20 protein-coding genes, 1 other RNA gene and 1 pseudogene are annotated in these 17517 nt (G+C 40.2%); 6 read left to right on the top strand and 16 right to left on the bottom strand.

The annotated features are described in order from the left end of the window. From M1F55_RS03235 to M1F55_RS03260, 6 genes and pseudogenes are all read right to left on the bottom strand, one after another. Positions 1 to 184, bottom strand: a pseudogene (locus tag M1F55_RS03235) (IS3 family transposase); the annotation flags it as partial. 107 nt (positions 185 to 291) lie between these two features. After that, positions 292 to 1626, bottom strand: a complete 1335-nt coding sequence (locus M1F55_RS03240; RefSeq protein WP_000094601.1) for an Nramp family divalent metal transporter — start codon at positions 1624 to 1626, stop codon at positions 292 to 294. Positions 1627 to 2013: 387 nt separating this feature from the next. Then, positions 2014 to 2361: a transfer-messenger RNA gene (gene ssrA / locus M1F55_RS03245) on the bottom strand. Between the two features lie 61 nt (positions 2362 to 2422). Further along, positions 2423 to 3058, bottom strand: a complete 636-nt coding sequence (locus tag M1F55_RS03250) for an SGNH/GDSL hydrolase family protein (RefSeq protein ID WP_049500099.1) — start codon at positions 3056 to 3058, stop codon at positions 2423 to 2425. A gap of 1 nt (position 3059) precedes the next feature. Then, positions 3060 to 3887 (bottom strand): HAD family hydrolase, encoded by an 828-nt coding sequence (locus tag M1F55_RS03255; RefSeq protein WP_049516561.1) that lies wholly within the window; start codon positions 3885 to 3887, stop codon positions 3060 to 3062. Between the two features lie 21 nt (positions 3888 to 3908). Beyond that, the gene (locus M1F55_RS03260) at positions 3909 to 5234 is read right to left on the bottom strand and encodes a CapA family protein (protein WP_080977776.1); all 1326 of its coding nucleotides are present in this window, start codon (positions 5232 to 5234) and stop codon (positions 3909 to 3911) included. A 174-nt stretch (positions 5235 to 5408) separates the two neighbouring features. Here M1F55_RS03260 and def point away from each other — a divergent pair, with 174 nt between their 5' ends. Next, positions 5409 to 6020: a peptide deformylase gene (gene def / locus M1F55_RS03265; protein WP_023944298.1), complete on the top strand. Its 612-nt coding sequence runs from the start codon at positions 5409 to 5411 to the stop codon at positions 6018 to 6020. A 44-nt stretch (positions 6021 to 6064) separates the two neighbouring features. Then, a complete protein-coding gene (rlmB, locus tag M1F55_RS03270) occupies positions 6065 to 6793 on the top strand; it encodes a 23S rRNA (guanosine(2251)-2'-O)-methyltransferase RlmB (protein ID WP_000855747.1) in 729 nt (242 codons plus the stop codon). A 235-nt stretch (positions 6794 to 7028) separates the two neighbouring features. Here rlmB and trxB read toward each other — a convergent pair whose 3' ends face one another. From trxB to M1F55_RS03305, 7 genes are all read right to left on the bottom strand, one after another. Continuing rightward, complete coding sequence (trxB, locus tag M1F55_RS03275; RefSeq protein ID WP_000272299.1) at positions 7029 to 7940, bottom strand: thioredoxin-disulfide reductase; 912 nt, start codon at positions 7938 to 7940, stop codon at positions 7029 to 7031. Positions 7941 to 8005: 65 nt separating this feature from the next. Continuing rightward, positions 8006 to 8230 (bottom strand): DUF4059 family protein, encoded by a 225-nt coding sequence (locus M1F55_RS03280; RefSeq protein ID WP_000926599.1) that lies wholly within the window; start codon positions 8228 to 8230, stop codon positions 8006 to 8008. 77 nt (positions 8231 to 8307) lie between these two features. Further along, positions 8308 to 9051: an amino acid ABC transporter ATP-binding protein gene (locus M1F55_RS03285; protein ID WP_000590982.1), complete on the bottom strand. Its 744-nt coding sequence runs from the start codon at positions 9049 to 9051 to the stop codon at positions 8308 to 8310. Further along, positions 9051 to 9851, bottom strand: a complete 801-nt coding sequence (locus M1F55_RS03290; RefSeq protein WP_020901891.1) for an amino acid ABC transporter permease — start codon at positions 9849 to 9851, stop codon at positions 9051 to 9053. The genes M1F55_RS03285 and M1F55_RS03290 overlap by 1 nt, the downstream gene beginning before the upstream one ends. Positions 9852 to 10008: 157 nt before the next feature. Then, positions 10009 to 10365: an arsenate reductase family protein gene (locus tag M1F55_RS03295; protein WP_004256886.1), complete on the bottom strand. Its 357-nt coding sequence runs from the start codon at positions 10363 to 10365 to the stop codon at positions 10009 to 10011. A gap of 12 nt (positions 10366 to 10377) precedes the next feature. After that, positions 10378 to 10887 (bottom strand): methylated-DNA--[protein]-cysteine S-methyltransferase, encoded by a 510-nt coding sequence (locus tag M1F55_RS03300; RefSeq protein ID WP_247947270.1) that lies wholly within the window; start codon positions 10885 to 10887, stop codon positions 10378 to 10380. Further along, entirely contained in the window at positions 10887 to 11381 is a 495-nt protein-coding gene (locus M1F55_RS03305; RefSeq protein ID WP_247947271.1) for a GNAT family N-acetyltransferase, read from the bottom strand. The genes M1F55_RS03300 and M1F55_RS03305 overlap by 1 nt, the downstream gene beginning before the upstream one ends. 134 nt (positions 11382 to 11515) lie before the next feature. Here M1F55_RS03305 and M1F55_RS03310 point away from each other — a divergent pair, with 134 nt between their 5' ends. Continuing rightward, complete coding sequence (locus M1F55_RS03310; RefSeq protein ID WP_247947272.1) at positions 11516 to 11959, top strand: DUF1836 domain-containing protein; 444 nt, start codon at positions 11516 to 11518, stop codon at positions 11957 to 11959. Then, positions 11959 to 12606: a PAQR family membrane homeostasis protein TrhA gene (gene trhA, locus M1F55_RS03315; protein WP_004256871.1), complete on the top strand. Its 648-nt coding sequence runs from the start codon at positions 11959 to 11961 to the stop codon at positions 12604 to 12606. Before M1F55_RS03310 ends, trhA begins: the two co-directional genes overlap by 1 nt. Positions 12607 to 12626: 20 nt before the next feature. Here trhA and pdxT read toward each other — a convergent pair whose 3' ends face one another. From pdxT to nox, 3 genes are all read right to left on the bottom strand, one after another. Further along, positions 12627 to 13208: a pyridoxal 5'-phosphate synthase glutaminase subunit PdxT gene (gene pdxT, locus M1F55_RS03320; RefSeq protein WP_247947273.1), complete on the bottom strand. Its 582-nt coding sequence runs from the start codon at positions 13206 to 13208 to the stop codon at positions 12627 to 12629. Continuing rightward, the gene (pdxS, locus tag M1F55_RS03325) at positions 13209 to 14084 is read right to left on the bottom strand and encodes a pyridoxal 5'-phosphate synthase lyase subunit PdxS (RefSeq protein ID WP_000138517.1); all 876 of its coding nucleotides are present in this window, start codon (positions 14082 to 14084) and stop codon (positions 13209 to 13211) included. Positions 14085 to 14236: 152 nt separating this feature from the next. Continuing rightward, positions 14237 to 15616, bottom strand: a complete 1380-nt coding sequence (nox, locus tag M1F55_RS03330) for a H2O-forming NADH oxidase (RefSeq protein ID WP_094753557.1) — start codon at positions 15614 to 15616, stop codon at positions 14237 to 14239. Positions 15617 to 15924: 308 nt separating this feature from the next. Here nox and M1F55_RS03335 point away from each other — a divergent pair, with 308 nt between their 5' ends. Together M1F55_RS03335 and M1F55_RS03340 are read left to right on the top strand one after the other, a co-directional pair. Beyond that, positions 15925 to 16848 carry an FAD:protein FMN transferase gene (locus M1F55_RS03335; RefSeq protein WP_247947274.1) on the top strand — a complete coding sequence of 308 codons (924 nt, stop codon included), beginning with the start codon at positions 15925 to 15927 and terminating at the stop codon, positions 16846 to 16848. A 59-nt stretch (positions 16849 to 16907) separates the two neighbouring features. Beyond that, positions 16908 to 17513, top strand: a complete 606-nt coding sequence (locus tag M1F55_RS03340; RefSeq protein WP_020903507.1) for an NADPH-dependent FMN reductase — start codon at positions 16908 to 16910, stop codon at positions 17511 to 17513. Positions 17514 to 17517 lie beyond the last annotated feature (4 nt).

A 17517-nucleotide genomic window follows, 5' to 3' on the forward strand; every position in this document is an offset into this window, starting at 1 on the left:
GTTCAGGAGAATAGTAACAATTCTTTCCTTTTTTGACGAACTCTATTCCGTAACGATCAATCAATTTAATCATGTACTGAAGATTAGAAATGTTTATCCTAAATTGATTTGAAAGTTGTCTAAAGCTCTCTCCTTTCTTTCTTAATTCATATATTTGAACTTTATCTTCATAAGTTAATTTCATAATAAAAACACCCCAAAAGTTAGATTTTTATGTCTAACTTTTGGGGTGCAGTACAATCTTGGGTATCTTTTTTCTTATATGCTTGTTTTATAACTCGGGTGAATTTCTTAGAAAATATCAAATAACAATTTCACATTGAGAATTGTTAAGATAATGGAAACGATATAGCCAAGGATGGTATTCCATTTGGCATTGGTAAATTCTCCCATCAGTGATTTCTTAGAAGTTAGATAAATCAGTGGGAAGATTGAAAATGGAAGAGCAATCGAAAGAAAGACTTGTGAATAAACCAATAACTGATCTAATGTTTTTTCCTGATGACCAAACAGAACCGCTACAATCATGACAGGCAACAAGGCAAAGAGACGAGTTGCCAAACGAATGAACCATTGAGGTAATCTCATATGCAAGAAACCTTCCATAACGATTTGTCCAGTCAAGGTACCCGTAATTGTCGAATTTTGACCACTGGCTAATAAAGCCAAGGCAAACAAGGTTGATAAGGTCGAGCTAGCTATAGCTCCTGCAATAGTAGAATCCTGCAAGGCATTATACATTTGAGAGAAGGCAGAAATCTCAGATGCATGGCCGAAAAAGAGAGCCGCCCCGAGAATTAATAGAAGGGAGTTAACCACAAAGGCCAAGGATAATTGGAGATTTGAATCCCAGGTCATAAAGCGCACGGCTTTTCGAACATCATTCTTGTCCTTGTGATTGATTTTCCGAGTTTGTGACAAGGAAGAATGCAAATAGAGGTTATGGGGCATAACCGTTGCTCCCACGATCCCTAGTGCCAAGGTTAATTGACTTTCATGCCCTGGCAAGGGACTTTCAAATAAGGTTGCATTCGGTAGATAACCCTCAACGATTCCTTGGAAGCTTGGATGTGACAAAGCTACCAGATAGGTAAAAATTGCTAGAATGGTTAAAATCAGTGTTGTCACAATAGCTTCAATCTTCTTAAAGCCAAATTTCATCAGAAGCAATAAGAGAAAAACATCCAACACGGTCAAGAGAATTGCTATCATAATCGGAATCTTAAAGAGAAGATTGAGAGCAATCGCTGAACCTAGAACTTCTGCCAGATCTGTCGCCATCAAGGCTAATTCTAAAATCACCCATAGACTATAACGAAGCCATTTAGGTGAATGATGAGCCGTTGCTTGAGCCAGGTCCATCTGGGTTACAATACCAAGCTTTCCTGCCATCTGCTGAAGTTGCATGGCAATGAGAGATGAAATCAAGATAACAAACAAGAGACTATACTTATAGGAAGCACCACCGACTACACTGGTAATCCAGTTTCCTGGATCCATATAACCAACTGCGACAAGAGCACCCGGACCTAAAAAGGCATTTAAATTTTGCCAGAAATGATTGTTATTTGGAGTATCGATAGATTGATTAATCTCAGAGAGTGACACTTTTTTATGAGAAGACATAGATACTTACCTCTTTCTAAACCTACTTTTTCATTATTTTCTATTAGAGAAAAATAAGATTGACTTTAAACTATTAAAACAATGAAAACTATATGAAAAACATTTAGTTTTTTCATTATTTTTCTTAAGGCACCTTAATATTTTTCTTAAGGCACCTTAATTATAACACAAAAATGAAAACTATATGAAAAACATTTAGTTTTTTCATTATTTTTCTTAAGGCACCTTAATTATAACAGAAAATATGATAAAAACTTAAGAAAATTCAGGACTTGATTTAATATTTAGGATACAACAAAATGTTGTATTCTTTTTTTGCAAAAGAATACCAAAGAATAAAATAAAAAACGTTGTAAAAACAACGTTTTAGAAAGGAATGCAAAAGAATAATGGAGCCGGTGGGAGTCGAACCCACGTCCAAACACCTGCTAACATATTTGTCTACAACCATAGGTTATGTATTGTTTTAACAGCTCCTCGACACATAACTCAAGCCTAGGAACTGCGAGCCTATAAATCTCTTACCAAACTGCTAGACAAAGTTTGATCGTATCTCGCTAATAATAAGACCTGTCATTGAACACGAGCAATCCAAATCGGGTCACGCCTGCTGGTTTTTAGGCAGCTAGAGCGTAAGAAGTGTTATTTTTTGCAGTTATATTTAACTGAGCGTTTACGTCGCCACACGAGTCGCAAAATATGCCTCATAATGCCTGTCGAATCCGTAACGACCCCAAAAGACAACAAAACCATTATACCTTATCTAACTCAAAAATGCAAAAAGGAAAGCAATTAACTACAAAAGATAGTCTTTCAAAGATTTTGTCAAAATCTGATAACCAGCAACACTGAGATGCAGTCCATCAGTTGTATATTCTTTTTTGAGTTGACCTACTTGGTCTGTCAAACTATCAAAAACTGGCACAAATTCTACCTGCATATAGGCTGAAGCAAGCTCTCGATAGGCTTGATTCCATTTCTGGATTTTTTCATTCGTGCGGATATAGACTATCTGCTTGTACTCCTCTCCCTCATTGACTGGCAAAATGGAAAGCAATTTAATCTCAGTCAATGGATAATCGCGAGTAATGGATTGTATGATAGCTTCGAGATTATTGAGAGCCTCATTCACAGGCACATCTTTTCCGACATCATTTGTCCCAATCAAAAGGACAATTTTATCTACTGCTCCACCATAAAGATGCGCATCAAGATTTTCTAATAACAGCCCTGTCTGATAGCCACGAATTCCTCGATTGACAATCGTCTTTGAAGTCCCAAATAGTTCCTGCAGAGGATAGTATTCGACAATGGAATCCCCAATAAAAAGAATGTCTGGCTCTACAACAGAAACCTGATTTAAGTGACGATACTTGGTTTGGATTTTTTCTTGTTCCTTCAGTAACCAATTTTCTAATAACTGTACTGCCACTTCATTCTCCTTTTTCTAACCAATTTTCCAAGACTTGGTAAACTCCTCCTTGGCTGTTAGCTGGTGCTAGAGCAGTCGCCACAGCTTTGGCTTTCTCATCAGCATTTTCCATCGCATAGGCAATTCCAGCCATTTCAAGCATTTCAACATCATTTTCACTGTCACCAAAAGCCATGATTTGTTGGGAGTTCAAGTCCCAGCGCTTGAGTAATTCTTCCAAGCCCCATGCTTTATGAATTCTAGCTTGAAGGATATCAATGCAACCATAGCCACTCGATACAGCCCGAACACGGCCATCAAAGAGGTCATTGATTTCTTCCAAGACCGAACTCAAACGTTCCTCACCAACAACCATACTCATCTTGAGCACACCACCAAAGAGGTCAGAGGTTAATTCGTCCACAAATTGCATCCGTTGGTAGAATTTTTCAATCATTTCTGGAGTCATAAAACTTTCAAGGTCTGTAAAAATGGTACCTTCTTTGACGAAACCACCCTTCATAGCCGTCACAACAAACTGGTCCTGACACGCTCGACCCTGGAAATGAGTCAAAGCCTTATCGACAATGGCATCATCCCAAGTCTGAGCCTGAAGCAGTTCATTGTTTTCAAAAATACGAGCTCCATTGGCAACAACCAAAACCACTCGATCGACCAAGTGCTCCAGCAGTTGTCTCATACGGTGAATTTCATTCCCAGTCGCAATGACAAAACGAATACCCCTTTGATCCAACTGATCTAAAATCTTTTCCAAGCGTGGGAGATCAAGCTGGCCTCTAGCATCCAGCAAGGTCCCGTCCATATCTGTTGAAATTACCTTAATCGTCATTTACTTCCCTCTGGATTCAAGCTAATCCCACTTCAATCCCACATGTTCGTTCATTTCTTTATAGGCTGTATCAATTCGTTCCTTAGTCGCTTCATCTAACTGGTCACGATGACTACCACCCTCGATAAAATCTTCTAAGATATAAGTTTGGTATAGGAATAGTGGATAACCTTCTGGAGAATAGGTTCCTTTTGGTGTACGGTTTACCCAAGAAGGATGCGCTTTGGCAGTTTCGATTGTCGTCTTACCGGCTTTTTTCTTAACAGTCACATCCATGAGCACGCCGCGCTCTGTCCACTTAGCATTCTCTTCATCTTGCATGGTTTCAATTCGTTGATTGGAAATGAAGTTCCCCATTGAATAGATAATGAGTTTCTTGTCCCCATCTTTTTCAACCGTTTCAGATGGTTCAACTACGTGAGGGTGCCCTCCAAAGATAATATCCGCTCCCCAATCGATCATCTTGTGATAAAGAGCCTTTTGTTCTTCAGTTGGTTCCAAGCGATACTCCACACCCATCTGAGGCATGATAATGGTGATATCTGCTTCCTTCTCTGCTCGTTCAATTTCAGCCTTCATCTTGTCTTCATTTAGGTCTGAAAGATAGCGGTTATAGTCTTCTTGAGAAATACTTTGCTCAATTCCATTAAAACCATAAGAATAGGCTAAAAGTGCAACCTTGATGCCGTTCACTTCCTTGATAACCAGTGGAGCTTGATCACGTGACTCATGCGTATACACTCCAATAGGTGTCATTCCTGCCTTCTCAATAGCATCTGCTGTTGAAACCACACCTTCTATTTGTGAATCTAGGATATGGTTATGCGCCAAGTCTAGCACTTGATAACCGGCATCCTTGATGGCATCCATAACTTCACCAGGTGCATTAAATAGGGGATAACCTGCCAAATAGTGGTCCTTGTTCACAGTACCTTCAAAATCACCTATAATTAGGTCTGCTTGTTTGAGCCATGGTTTCACATAATCAAAATTCTCATGAAAATCATAGGTCCCATCTTCTTTTAAAGCCGAACGATAAATAGGAATATGATAAAGGAGGTCCCCATTGGCCATAATTCTAGCAGTTTTTTCCTCTTCCTGATCTTTAGTATTTTGATTGGTCTTATTTGCTTCTTGAGAAATGGCATCCTTTTTTTGACTGGTTAAGGGGATTCCTTGGAAGCTTTCAAACAACAAGACCAAGCCCATTGATAAAGCAACTGCTAGCAAGAGTATCGCCACAAATCCCTTATTGCTCCACTTGCGATAACTCCTAAAAAAGTTTACAAAGCCTCTCACAAAATGAAAAACTGGTCCACGTTTATGTCTATCTTGTCTTCTTTGCATCTTCATTCTCCCTACTTTCTAATGCAAGCCTTTTCTTTTTATTATATCACAGATAAGTATTTCTTTCACAATTGAATCGAACCTAAAAGGCATTTTCTATAAAAGCTCGATGCCGTAATGCTTTCAATCCTTGTCATTTTGTGATATCATGTAGAGGTAATGAAAGGAGAGAAAATGTCTGCTATAGAACGTATTACAAAAGCTGCTCACTTAATTGATATGAAAGATATTATCCGCGAGGGGAATCCGACTCTTCGCGCAGTTGCTGAGGAAGTCACTTTTCCCTTGTCTGACCAAGAAATCATTCTTGGCGAAAAGATGATGCAATTCCTCAAACATTCCCAAGATCCTGTCATGGCTGAAAAGATGGGGCTCCGCGGTGGGGTTGGACTTGCTGCTCCTCAGTTGGATATCTCAAAACGCATTATCGCTGTTTTGGTGCCAAATATTGTTGAAGAAGGAGAAACTCCAGAGGAAGCCTACGACTTACAAGCCATTATGTACAATCCAAAAATCGTCTCTCACTCTGTTCAAGACGCTGCTCTTGGCGAAGGAGAAGGTTGCCTCTCTGTTGACCGCAATGTGCCTGGCTATGTTGTTCGCCATGCTCGCGTTACTGTTGACTACTTTGACAAGGACGGCGAAAAACACCGTATCAAGCTCAAAGGCTACAACTCCATCGTTGTTCAGCATGAAATTGACCACATCAACGGAATCATGTTTTACGATCGTATCAATGAAAAAGACCCATTTGAAGTTAAAGATGGTCTACTGATTCTTGAATAAATAAAATCCCGTTGCAAGACGGGGTTTTGTGTTATAATAGAGGCATGAAAACAAATGATATTGTCTATGGCGTCCACGCCGTTACCGAAGCCCTCCTTGCAAACACAGGGAACAAACTTTACCTCCAAGAAGATCTCCGAGGTAAGAATGTTGAGAAAGTCAAGGAACTGGCTACAGAAAAAAAAGTATCCATTTCTTGGACTTCAAAAAAATCCCTCTCTGAGATGACTGAAGGTGCTGTCCACCAAGGTTTCGTTCTACGAGTATCCGAATTTGCCTATAGCGAACTGGACCAAATCCTTGCCAAAACACGCCAAGAAGAAAATCCACTTCTATTGATTCTGGATGGGTTAACTGACCCTCATAATCTAGGTTCCATCTTGAGAACAGCTGATGCGACCAACGTTTCAGGTGTCATCATTCCCAAGCACCGTGCTGTCGGAGTTACTCCTGTCGTTGCCAAAACGGCCACAGGTGCTATTGAACACGTTCCAATTGCCCGCGTAACCAATCTGAGCCAAACTCTAGACAAACTCAAGGGTGAAGGCTTCTGGACCTTTGGAACAGATATGAACGGTACTCCTTGCCATAAGTGGAATACAAAAGGAAAAATCGCCCTCATCATCGGAAATGAAGGAAAAGGCATCTCTACCAACATCAAAAAACAGGTCGATGAAATGATTACTATTCCCATGAATGGACATGTTCAAAGCCTTAATGCCAGTGTTGCTGCAGCCATTCTCATGTACGAAGTTTTCCGAAATAGACTATAAAAAAAGTTTCCAGTCATCTGATTGGAAACTTTTTATGATTATACTCAATGAAAATCAAAGAGCAAACTAGGAAGCTAGCTGTAGACAGCTCAAAGCACTGCTTTGAGGTTGTAGATAAGACTGACGAAGTCAGCTCAAAACACTGTTTTGAAGTTGTGGATAGAACTGACGAAGTCAGTACCCATACCTACGGTAAAGCGAAGCTAACGTGGTTTGAAGAGATTTTAGAAGTGTATTAACTATGTTCTGTGATAAATTTATAAGCTTCTTGACCAGCGATAGCTCCATCTCCAACTGCTGTTGTCACTTGACGAAGGTCTTTCTGGCGAACATCTCCAACTGCAAAGATACCGTCAACTGCAGTTTTCATGTGGTTATCTGTCACAATCCAACCTGCCTGATCTTGGATATTCAATTCTTTAACAAAATCGCTAAGAGGATCCAATCCAACATAGATAAAGACACCACCGAAGGCTTGTTCTGTCACTTGACCTGTTTTCACATTTTCAAAAACGACAGATTCTACTCTGTTTTCACCCTTGATTTCCTTCACTACAGAATCCCAGATAAAGCTGATTTTCTCATTCGCAAAGGCGCGGTCTTGTAAAACCTTTTGGGCACGAAGTTGGTCACGACGGTGAACAATGGTAACAGTCTTAGCAAAACGAGTCAAGAAGAGGGCTTCTTCGACAGCTGAATCTCCGCCACCAACTACCAACAAATCTTGGTCACGGAAGAAAGCACCATCACACACGGCACAGTAAGAAACACCACGACTGTTCAGTTCTTCTTCTCCAGGTACTCCCAAAGGACGGTGTTTAGAGCCAGTCGCTACGATAACGGTACGAGTTTCATATGTTTGGTCATCAGTCATCACTTTCTTAAAATCACCATGGTCTTCGACATTTTCAACATAACCATAAATGTGCTCCACACCAAGATTTTCAAGCGGTTCAAACATCTTTTCTGCCAATTCTGGCCCACTAATATTAGCGTATCCAGGGTAATTTTCAATATCAGATGTATTATTCATCTGACCACCTGGCAGACCACCTTCAATCAAGGCTACTTTCAGATTGCTTCGAGCAGCATACAAGGCTGCAGTCATACCTGCAGGTCCAGCACCGATAATAATAGTATCGTACATATAGTTTCCTTCTTTCTTGTTGTAACTATCTTTATTCTAACTCTTTCTTGTCAATCACGCAAGGATTATGCCTTGAAAACAAGAATTAAACTCATAACCGCAAAGGATAATACTGGAACAACCAAAACACCAATCATAATCATATCATAGAGATGGGCTTGGCGAGCCTTGGCTGTCTTATCAACTCCCGACATGGCTCTCAGTCCAATCCAAATCCCTAAAAAAATCAGGACGAGGATGGTGGTCAAGATCAAACTCTCGAAATATAAAGAAAATAGTTGCAGTAGCATGATTTCTCTCATTTCTATCTTTTTTAAAGAGTAAACTCAGCTAGTCCAGCTAACTGAGTTTTTCTTTATCTATTATATCAAATATAAGTCCGTTTGTAACTAGCGAAGAATTCTTTTGTTCGCTCTTCTTTAGGATGGTGGATAATCTCATCCGGTGTTCCAGACTCAATGATTTTCCCCTTATCTAGGAAGAGAATCTTATCCGCAACTTGAGCTACAAAGGACATGTCATGACTAACCAAAATCATGGTTTGACCTGACTTAGCAGCATCTGCAATAGACTTTTCTACTTCGCCGACCAATTCTGGATCAAGGGCTGAAGTTGGTTCGTCTAAGAGCAAGACATCTGGTTTCATCGCAAGTGCACGCGCTAGGGCAACCCGTTGCTTCTGTCCACCTGATAAATGGCGAGGATAATGGTTTTCACGGTCTGAAAGCCCAACCTTAGCCAACTCTTCCTTGGCAATCTTGGTTGCTTCTTGGTCGGATAATTTCTTGACAACAACCAAGCCTTCTTTCACATTATCAAGTGCTGTTCGGCGTTCAAACAAATTAAACTGTTGGAAAACCATAGACAACTTACGGCGTAGGGCAAGGATTTCTTCTTGAGTGATTTTAGAAAAATCAACTGAGAAATCATCAATCTGAATAGAGCCACTGTCAGGTGTTTCAAGATAATTGAGACTACGAAGGAAGGTTGATTTTCCAGCTCCTGAAGAACCAATCAAGGCTACAACTTCCCCTTTTTGAATATCCAAGTTCAGATGATCCAAGACAGTCTGTCCTGAAAAGGATTTGCTTAAATTCGAAATCTTAATCATTAACGAAGGTCTCCTTTCACATCTGTTTGCACTGTATCGGGTGCAGAAATAGCCATTTTTCTCTCGATGAAACGACCAAGGCTTTCAATTCCGATATTGACTACCCAATAAACAAGGGCAACGGAGATAAAGCGTTCAAAGTAGCGGTAATCAGCTCCACCCAAAATCTGAGCTTGGGCAAAGACTTCCACAACACCCGCACTAAAGGCTAGAGAAGTTCCTTTGGTCAAGCCGATTAGGGAATTGATTAAGGTTGGAGTCGCCACAACGGCCGCATTTGGAATAATCACGCGACGATAAACTTGCGCTCGGGTCATCCCCAGACTGCGTGCCGCCTCAATCTCACCAGGATTGACTGAGAGAATGGCTGCACGAATGGTTTCACTAGCATAAGCTGCTTCATTAAAGGCAAAGGCGACAATTGCAAAAGCAGCGGCTGGAATCGCATTGATATTGAAACCAGTTCCCCATTGCTGATTGAGAGCTTTCAAAGCCAAAGGAATTCCGTAGTAGGTCAACATGAGTTGCACCAAAATCGGTGTCCCTTTTAAGAAACTAACAAAGAAGGCCTGCAAGGGATATAAAATTTTGACACGATTGATTTTCACAATGGCAAAAAGAAGTGCCAAAACCAAGCCAAAAAGAGCACCACCAATTGTCAACATAATCGTTGTTGGAAGTTGTTGGACAATTCTTGGAATCCCATCAAAGACCGAACGCAGGCTAAACAGCTTGCCATCCGGAATCAATTGCATCAAGTTTTGGTACCAATCTGATGCTAAAATCGTTGTAACATTCATAAAAACATCCTCTCCTGATAATGATACATTCTACCATACTTCTGCCGTCAATGAAATTATTTGCTACGGTCAGGTACAGACTTTGTCTACCTACTAGTTTATCATACTTTGAAACAGGGAGGTTATATATTTTATCTATCAAAGAGATAAGTAAAAACTATCTCAATCCCAATTCTTCGTAAGCTTTTCGATAACCGATTTGCTTAACAGTTCCATTCTCCACTAAAATGGGACGTTTTAACAACATTCCGTCGCTTGCGAGCAACTCAGCTGCTTCTTGGTTTGACAGACTTCCTACCTTATCTTTTAGTCCAAGTTCCCGGTATTTGATTCCACTGGTGTTGAAAAATTGCTTCAATTCAAATCCTGAGGTTTCTAGCCAGTTTAAAATAACTTCTTGGCTAGGTGTTTCTTCGGCGATGTGGACGGCTTTATAGTCCACACCGAGTTGATTTAATTCTTGTTTTGCTTTTTTACAAGTTGAACATTTTGGATATTCGATAAATTCTAACATATCTTTCACTTTCTATTTTATATCTTTAAAATCTGCTTCTTCATGCTCCAAGAGCCAAGCTTTCTTTTCCACTCCTGCAGCATACCCCGTCAGACGCTTACCTGCTCCTAACACACGATGACAAGGTACTAGGATAGACCAAGGATTGCGCCCCACTGCTCCACCAATTGCTTGAGCAGAGGCCACTTGCAGGTCTTGGGCTATTTGTCCATAGGTCACTGTCTGACCATAAGGAATTCTCTGTAAATAGGACCAAACTCGCTTTTCAAAATCCGTTCCGATTGGAGCCAAAGGCAAGTCGGATAAATCCTGAGGCTTGCCTTTAAAGTAAGCATCTAAGCAAGCAGTAACTGGGTCTAAAATGGGATGACTAACAACTGCTTCTATCGTCTCATCTACTAGTCCCCTCTCAAAATGCTTCTGCTCCTGCACCCAAACGCCATACAGATATTGCTCGTCGGCAACCAAAGACAAGGTTCCTATTGGCGAAGAATAGAACATTTTTGCGTACTTCTTTTGCATTATTTCTTTAATTTTTGATAGGCCAAGCGTTCGCCATCAACAGGCACTTTACCAACCTGTTTAAAACCAAGTTTTTCAAAAATATGTTGCATAGCTTTGTTTTCAGCATGCGTATCTGAGCGAAAATCAAGATAGTCAAAACCTTCAATCAAGCCCTCTAAAAAGGTTTGAGCAACTCCCTGTCCCTGAACATCTACTGCCACAGCGATACGGTGAAAGACCAGGTACTCTGACTCTCCAGCTTGCCATTTTCCTTCATAAATGGCTTCATAGGCTGCCTCTGGACTCTTGGTCACAGCAGCATAGGCTAGCAGTTCTCCCTCTTCCAAGGCCACATAGGCTTGGCCTGAGATAATATCCTCAATAATAATATCAGCATTTGGATAACCATTTTGCCACTGGTCACTACCAGCATCCGCTAAACATTTCTTGGCTTCCTCCATCACCTGCATAATGGCATCTACTTCATTTGGAAAAGCTAAACGAATCTCCATCTTTTCTCCTCTTTTCTGACTAGTTTCTCCCATCATAGCATAATTTAAGCCTTTTCACAAGCAGTTAAAACTTGACTTTTTATTTTTGTTATTTTATAATCTGTTTATCAAAACTAGATAAAAAGGAGTTGGAAATGAAAAGTACCTTTTCCTACCCAAAATGGGCAGAAATTCCAAACATTGACCTCTATCTGGACCAGGTTTTGCTCTATGTCAATCAGGTCTGCGTCCCTATTTCTCCTGATAAAGACAAGGGCCTAACAGCATCTATGGTCAATAATTATGTCAAACATGGTTACCTGACAAAGCCTGACAAGAAAAAATACCAACGCCAACAAATTGCCCGTTTGATTGCTATCACAAGCCTCAAGTCTGTATTTTCTATTCAAGAAATAGCCCAGACACTTAATACTCTACAAACTCAAGCAAGTTCAGACCAACTCTACGACGCTTTTGTGGATTACATGAACCAAGGAATTGATCCAGCTAACCCCATTATCCAAACCAGCTGCCAAACCGTTAAACTCTATCATCAAACTCTAGCCTTAATCCATCATACTGAAGAGGAGGAAATCTAATGAATACTAGTCTTAAACTCAGTAAACAACTTAGTTTTGGAGAGGAGATTGCTAATAGCGTGACCCATGCTGTGGGGGCAGTCATCATGCTCATCTTACTCCCTATTTCATCAACCTATAGTTATGAAGCACACGGATTTTTATCATCTATCGGCGTTTCCATTTTCGTCATTAGTCTATTTCTCATGTTCCTCTCGTCAACCATTTACCACTCTATGGCCTATGGTTCAACCCACAAATACGTCTTGCGGATCATCGATCATTCTATGATTTATGTTGCCATTGCTGGCTCTTATACACCAGTCGTCTTGACCTTAATGAATAACTGGTTTGGCTATCTGATTATTGGCATTCAGTGGGGAACAACTATCTTTGGCATCCTATATAAAATCTTTGCTAAAAAGGTCAATGAGAAATTTAGCCTTGCTCTTTACCTGATTATGGGCTGGTTGGTTCTAGCTATCATTCCAGCCATTATCAGTCAAACAACGCCAATTTTCTGGAGTCTCATGGTAACTGGTGGGCTCTCTTATACAGTTGGGGCTGGATTTTATGCCAAGAAAAAACCTTATTTCCACATGATTTGGCATCTCTTTATCCTAGCAGCATCTGCCCTCCAATACATCGCCATTGTTTATTACATGTAAAAAAGTTGAGAAATTCAATCTCAACTTTTTTCTTTACACATATTAATAAAGTACTGGTGCAAGCGAACATCATCAGTCAATTCAGGATGAAAAGAGGTTACCAGCATATTTTTTTCTTGGGCTGCAACGATTTGATTGTCAACTGTTGCTAGAATTTCTACATCTTCTCCAACACTACTGATAATCGGACCACGGATAAAGGTCATTGGAATCTGACCGATTCCCTTACATTCTGCTTCCGTGTAGAAACTTCCTAATTGGCGCCCATAGGCATTGCGCTCGACCACCATATCCATAGTTCCTAGATGACTCTCTTCCTGAGAAGTAATTTCCTTAGCCAGCAAAATTAAGCCTGCACAGGTTCCAAAGGCTGGTAAACCAGATAGAATGGCTTCTCGGATAGGAAGCAACATATCCTGGTCTCGTAAGAGCTTGCCCATGGTTGTAGACTCACCTCCAGGTAATATCAAACCCGACAAGTCACTCTGATGTTGCTGAAAATCCTCTAAATTTCTGATTTCAACACTCTCGACACCTAATCGATCTAGCACTTTTGCATGTTCTGCAAAGGCCCCTTGCAAGGCCAATATTCCGATTTTCATCTATTTTCCTCGCTCTGCCATGAGAATTTGAATTTCATTTTCATTAATACCAACCATGGCTTCGCCTAGATCTTCAGAGATTTGAGCTAGGATTTGAGGATTACGGAAGTTAGTTACCGCTTTGACAATGGCACTCGCTCGTTTAACAGGATCTCCTGACTTGAAAATACCTGAACCGACAAAGACACCCTCTGCCCCTAATTGCATCATCAACGCAGCATCTGCTGGCGTTGCAACGCCTCCAGCCGCAAAGTTTACAACTGGCAATTTTCCATGTTCATGGACGTATTGAACCAATTCTACAGGTACCTGCAAGTCCTTAGCAGCAACATAAAGTTCGTCCTCTCGTAAGTTTTGAATACGGCGAATTTCCTGATTCATCATACGCATATGACGAACAGCTTGGACGATATCCCCTGTCCCAGGTTCTCCTTTGGTACGAATCATAGAAGCACCTTCAGCGATACGACGCAAGGCTTCGCCCAAATCCTTAGCCCCACAGACAAAAGGAACTTGGAATTCTTTTTTGTCCACATGGAAACGGTCGTCTGCTGGAGATAAAACTTCACTCTCATCGATATAGTCAATCTCAATAGCCTCTAAAATCTGAGCTTCAACAAAATGCCCGATTCTGACCTTGGCCATTACTGGAATACTAACCGCTTCTTGGATTTCCTTAATCATCTTTGGATCACTCATACGGGAAACACCACCAGCTGCACGGATATCAGCTGGAATCCGCTCCAAGGCCATAACAGCAGCCGCACCAGCAGCTTCTGCAATGCGGGCCTGTTCAGGATTCTGAACGTCCATGATAACCCCACCTTTGAGCATCTGTGCCAAGTTTTTATTTAGTTCATAACGATTTTCAGTCATTTATTTTATCCTCATTATTTATATTGGTAGCTACTATTTCATTTTAAGTTAGATTAAAATGAAGTACAAGATAAAAAAAACGTAATTGTATGGGTACAGAATAGTTAAAAAACTATCTGGCCTTAACTTAAGGCCAGATAGCTCATTCATTTTTATTTTTCAGCTGTAAGGGCAGCCATTGTGATGTAGTTGTATGGTTTGTTGAAGTGTGGCAAGAAGAATAGGTCTGTCAATGCCAATTTATCAATTGTCACATGCTCTTGGATAGCAAGTGAGAACATGTGGATTCCCATGCTGATTGCAGAATCATGTGAAACCATTTGTGCACCAAGAATTTCACGGCTATCTTTGTCAAAGACAATCTTGATGGCCACTTCATGGTTATCATGTTTCATGAATTCTGGTTTTTGAAGATCGTTAAAGCCAGTTTCAGTCGCATTGTAACCTGCAGCTTTTGCTTTTTCAAGAGTCAAACCAGTTGAAACCATGTGAAGACCATAGATTGAGATACCGTTTGAACCTTGAACACCGATTCCTTCCAATTCATGTCCACAAGCGTTATATGCACCAACGATACCAGTACGAACAGCATTTGAAGCAAGAGCGATGTAGCTAGTGTCTTTACGAGCGTTGTCATAAACAGTCGCACAGTCACCTACTGCGTAAACGCCTGGGATAGATGTTTCTTGTTTCTTGTCTACAAGGAAGGCACCGTTACGGAAGAGTTCAATCTTACCATCAGCAAGGGCTGTGTTTGGACGGAAACCAACTGCAAGGATAACCATATCCACATCGAAAGTTTCTTTATCAGTAATCAAGCGTTCAACTTTACCGTCACCCTCAATTGCTTTAACAGTTTGACCAAGTGCCAAGCGGATGTTGTGGTCTTCCAAGTTCTTCGCCATCATTTGTGTGAAGTCTTTGTCATAGTAACCGTTCAAGACAGTATCAACGATATCAACAAGGATAACTTCTTTTCCAAGACGTTCAAAGGCTTCAGCAAGTTCAACACCGATATAACCACCACCAACAACAGCGATACGGTCAAGGTGTTGACTCTTATCAGACAATTTGTGAATCACTTCTTCAGCGTTTTGGTACAATTTAACGAATTGTACATTTTCAAGAGTTGCTTTAAATTCGCGGTTTCCTTTAACAATTTCAACACCTTCGATTGGTGGCAAGATTGGTGTAGAACCTGTAGCGAAAATCAATTTCTCGTATGATTCTTTGTGCTCTTTCCCTTCAACTTCTGCTGTAACTACTTTGTTATCATAGTCGATTGAAAGAACTGGTGAGTTCATGTAAACCTTAGCACCTTTAGCTTCCAATTTTTCTTTATCAGAATAGAACAAGCCTTCAGCACCGTCAATTTGTTCACCAATCCAAAGAGCCATTCCACATCCTAGGAAAGAAATGTTAGAGTTTTGGTCAAATACAACGATTTCGTTCTCATTTCCAAAATTATCCAACATAGTGTTAATACATGCTGTACCAGCGTGGTTAGCACCAACTACAACGATTTTACTCATAGAAAAATTCCTACCTTCAATTTTAAATTTACTCTTCTAGTATAACATTTACTGTTAGCGTTTACAAGAGTTTAGCTAATTTTCCCGATTTTTTTGTAAAAAAATGTAAATAATCTGTATTTTATCAGCCTTTCTTACAATTACTCTTTATTTTCTGAGCATATTTCTTGACAAGTTTACAAATTTTATTTGTGAAAACGCTGACTTTATGGTATGCTAGTATCATGAAAAGAAAATGTAAGGGGTTAAATTTAATATAAATTTACTATATTTCAGTCTTCTTTTCATAAAAGAAAGGAGTTGGTAGCTTGCCTCTTAGTTCACATTCCGAACGGCTAATGGGGACTACTATCACTATTTCATTAGTAGATGAGCGAGCCGATAGCTTGATCCAAAAATCCTTTGATTTGCTCAAAGAGTTAGAATATCGTTTCAATGCCAATAGCCAAGAATCTGAGTTGATGGAAATCAATCATCAAGCTGGAATAGCCCCCGTCAAGGTTCATCCAGACCTGTTCGAACTGATTTCACTTGGATTAGAGCATAGCCTAGCGCCATCTAGCCATCTCAATATCAGCATTGGTCCCTTGATTCAAACCTGGCGTATCGGTTTTTCAGATGCCAAAGTTGCCCAGCCTCAAGAAATCGAATCAATTCTCCCTTTAATCAATCCTCATTATATCGAGTTAGATTCTTCTACTTCTACTGTGTTTCTAAAACAGAAAGGAATGAAGATAGACCTAGGTTGTTTAGCCAAGGGTTATAGTGCGGATAAAGTTGCTCAATTTCTGAGAAAAGAGGGAGTGACATCTGCCTTGATCAATCTGGGAGGGAATATCCTGACTATTGGAAAAAATCAGGCAAGAGGGGATCAGCCTTGGCAAATTGGGATTCAAGACCCAGCCAATCCGAGGGGAAATCACTTAATGACCATCCCTGTTGTCAATAAATCTGTCGTGACTTCAGGCATTTATGAACGTCACCTGACTGTCGATGGAAAAGATTACCATCATATTTTTGACAGCCAAACAGGATATCCTGTTGAAACGGAACTAGCGAGTCTAACAATCATCTCTGATAAATCAGTTGATGGTGAAATCTGGACAACTCGTCTATTTGGAGAAAGACCTGCTTCTATCCTCTGGCAAGTCGAAAGTTTGGAGGGCATCGAAGCTATCCTCATCGATAAGGAAGGTCACCTAAGCTGTTCTTCAGGAATTCCTACTCTATAGAAACAAATGTTTCAATGGAGTTTTAAAATTGTATTATGTAAAAAGAGAAAGGAAATCTCATGTTAAAACTTATTGCTATTGTTGGAACAAATTCAAAACGTTCTACAAACCGCCAATTGCTTCAATACATGCAAAAACACTTTGCTGAAAAAGCTGAAATTGAACTTGTTGAAATTAAAGACATTCCTGTCTTCAACAAACCAGCTGACAAGCAAGTACCTGCTGAAATTTTAGAAATTGCTGCTAAAATTGAAGAGGCAGATGGCGTTATTATTGGTACTCCTGAGTATGACCACTCTATCCCAGCTGTTTTGATGAGCGCTCTTGCTTGGTTGTCTTATGGTATCTATCCACTTTTGAACAAACCAATCATGATTACAGGTGCTTCATATGGTACGCTTGGTTCATCACGTGCCCAATTACAACTTCGCCAAATCTTGAATGCCCCAGAAATCAAAGCAAGTGTCCTTCCAGATGAATTCTTGCTTTCACATTCTCTTCAAGCCTTCAATCCAAGTGGAGTTCTAGTGGATCTTGATGTTATCAAAAAATTAGATGCCACTTTTGACGACTTCCGTATCTTTGTAAAAATTACAGAAAAATTGCGCAACGCACAAGCCCTACTTCGCAAAGATGCTGAAGACTTTGACTGGGAAAATTTGTAAGATA

Origin of the sequence: Streptococcus mitis, assembly GCF_023109235.1 — a bacterium.
Lineage (GTDB): Bacteria > Bacillota > Bacilli > Lactobacillales > Streptococcaceae > Streptococcus > Streptococcus mitis_DA.

Bases quoted from the DNA above. Each gene is read 5' to 3' on its own strand.
- M1F55_RS03260 (WP_080977776.1), bottom strand. From the start codon at position 5,234: ATGCAAAGAAGACAAGATAGACATAAACGTGGACCAGTTTTTCATTTT.
- M1F55_RS03285 (WP_000590982.1), bottom strand. From the start codon at position 9,051: ATGATTAAGATTTCGAATTTAAGCAAATCCTTTTCAGGACAGACTGTC.
- def (WP_023944298.1), top strand. From the start codon at position 5,409: ATGTCTGCTATAGAACGTATTACAAAAGCTGCTCACTTAATTGATATG.
- M1F55_RS03305 (WP_247947271.1), bottom strand. From the start codon at position 11,381: ATGGAGATTCGTTTAGCTTTTCCAAATGAAGTAGATGCCATTATGCAG.
- trhA (WP_004256871.1), top strand. From the start codon at position 11,959: ATGAATACTAGTCTTAAACTCAGTAAACAACTTAGTTTTGGAGAGGAG.
- M1F55_RS03280 (WP_000926599.1), bottom strand. From the start codon at position 8,230: ATGCTACTGCAACTATTTTCTTTATATTTCGAGAGTTTGATCTTGACC.
- M1F55_RS03290 (WP_020901891.1), bottom strand. From the start codon at position 9,851: ATGAATGTTACAACGATTTTAGCATCAGATTGGTACCAAAACTTGATG.
- M1F55_RS03295 (WP_004256886.1), bottom strand. From the start codon at position 10,365: ATGTTAGAATTTATCGAATATCCAAAATGTTCAACTTGTAAAAAAGCA.
- M1F55_RS03240 (WP_000094601.1), bottom strand. From the start codon at position 1,626: ATGTCTTCTCATAAAAAAGTGTCACTCTCTGAGATTAATCAATCTATC.
- M1F55_RS03340 (WP_020903507.1), top strand. From the start codon at position 16,908: ATGTTAAAACTTATTGCTATTGTTGGAACAAATTCAAAACGTTCTACA.
- nox (WP_094753557.1), bottom strand. From the start codon at position 15,616: ATGAGTAAAATCGTTGTAGTTGGTGCTAACCACGCTGGTACAGCATGT.
- M1F55_RS03310 (WP_247947272.1), top strand. From the start codon at position 11,516: ATGAAAAGTACCTTTTCCTACCCAAAATGGGCAGAAATTCCAAACATT.
- M1F55_RS03300 (WP_247947270.1), bottom strand. From the start codon at position 10,887: ATGCAAAAGAAGTACGCAAAAATGTTCTATTCTTCGCCAATAGGAACC.
- pdxT (WP_247947273.1), bottom strand. From the start codon at position 13,208: ATGAAAATCGGAATATTGGCCTTGCAAGGGGCCTTTGCAGAACATGCA.
- M1F55_RS03255 (WP_049516561.1), bottom strand. From the start codon at position 3,887: ATGACGATTAAGGTAATTTCAACAGATATGGACGGGACCTTGCTGGAT.
- pdxS (WP_000138517.1), bottom strand. From the start codon at position 14,084: ATGACTGAAAATCGTTATGAACTAAATAAAAACTTGGCACAGATGCTC.
- trxB (WP_000272299.1), bottom strand. From the start codon at position 7,940: ATGTACGATACTATTATTATCGGTGCTGGACCTGCAGGTATGACTGCA.
- rlmB (WP_000855747.1), top strand. From the start codon at position 6,065: ATGAAAACAAATGATATTGTCTATGGCGTCCACGCCGTTACCGAAGCC.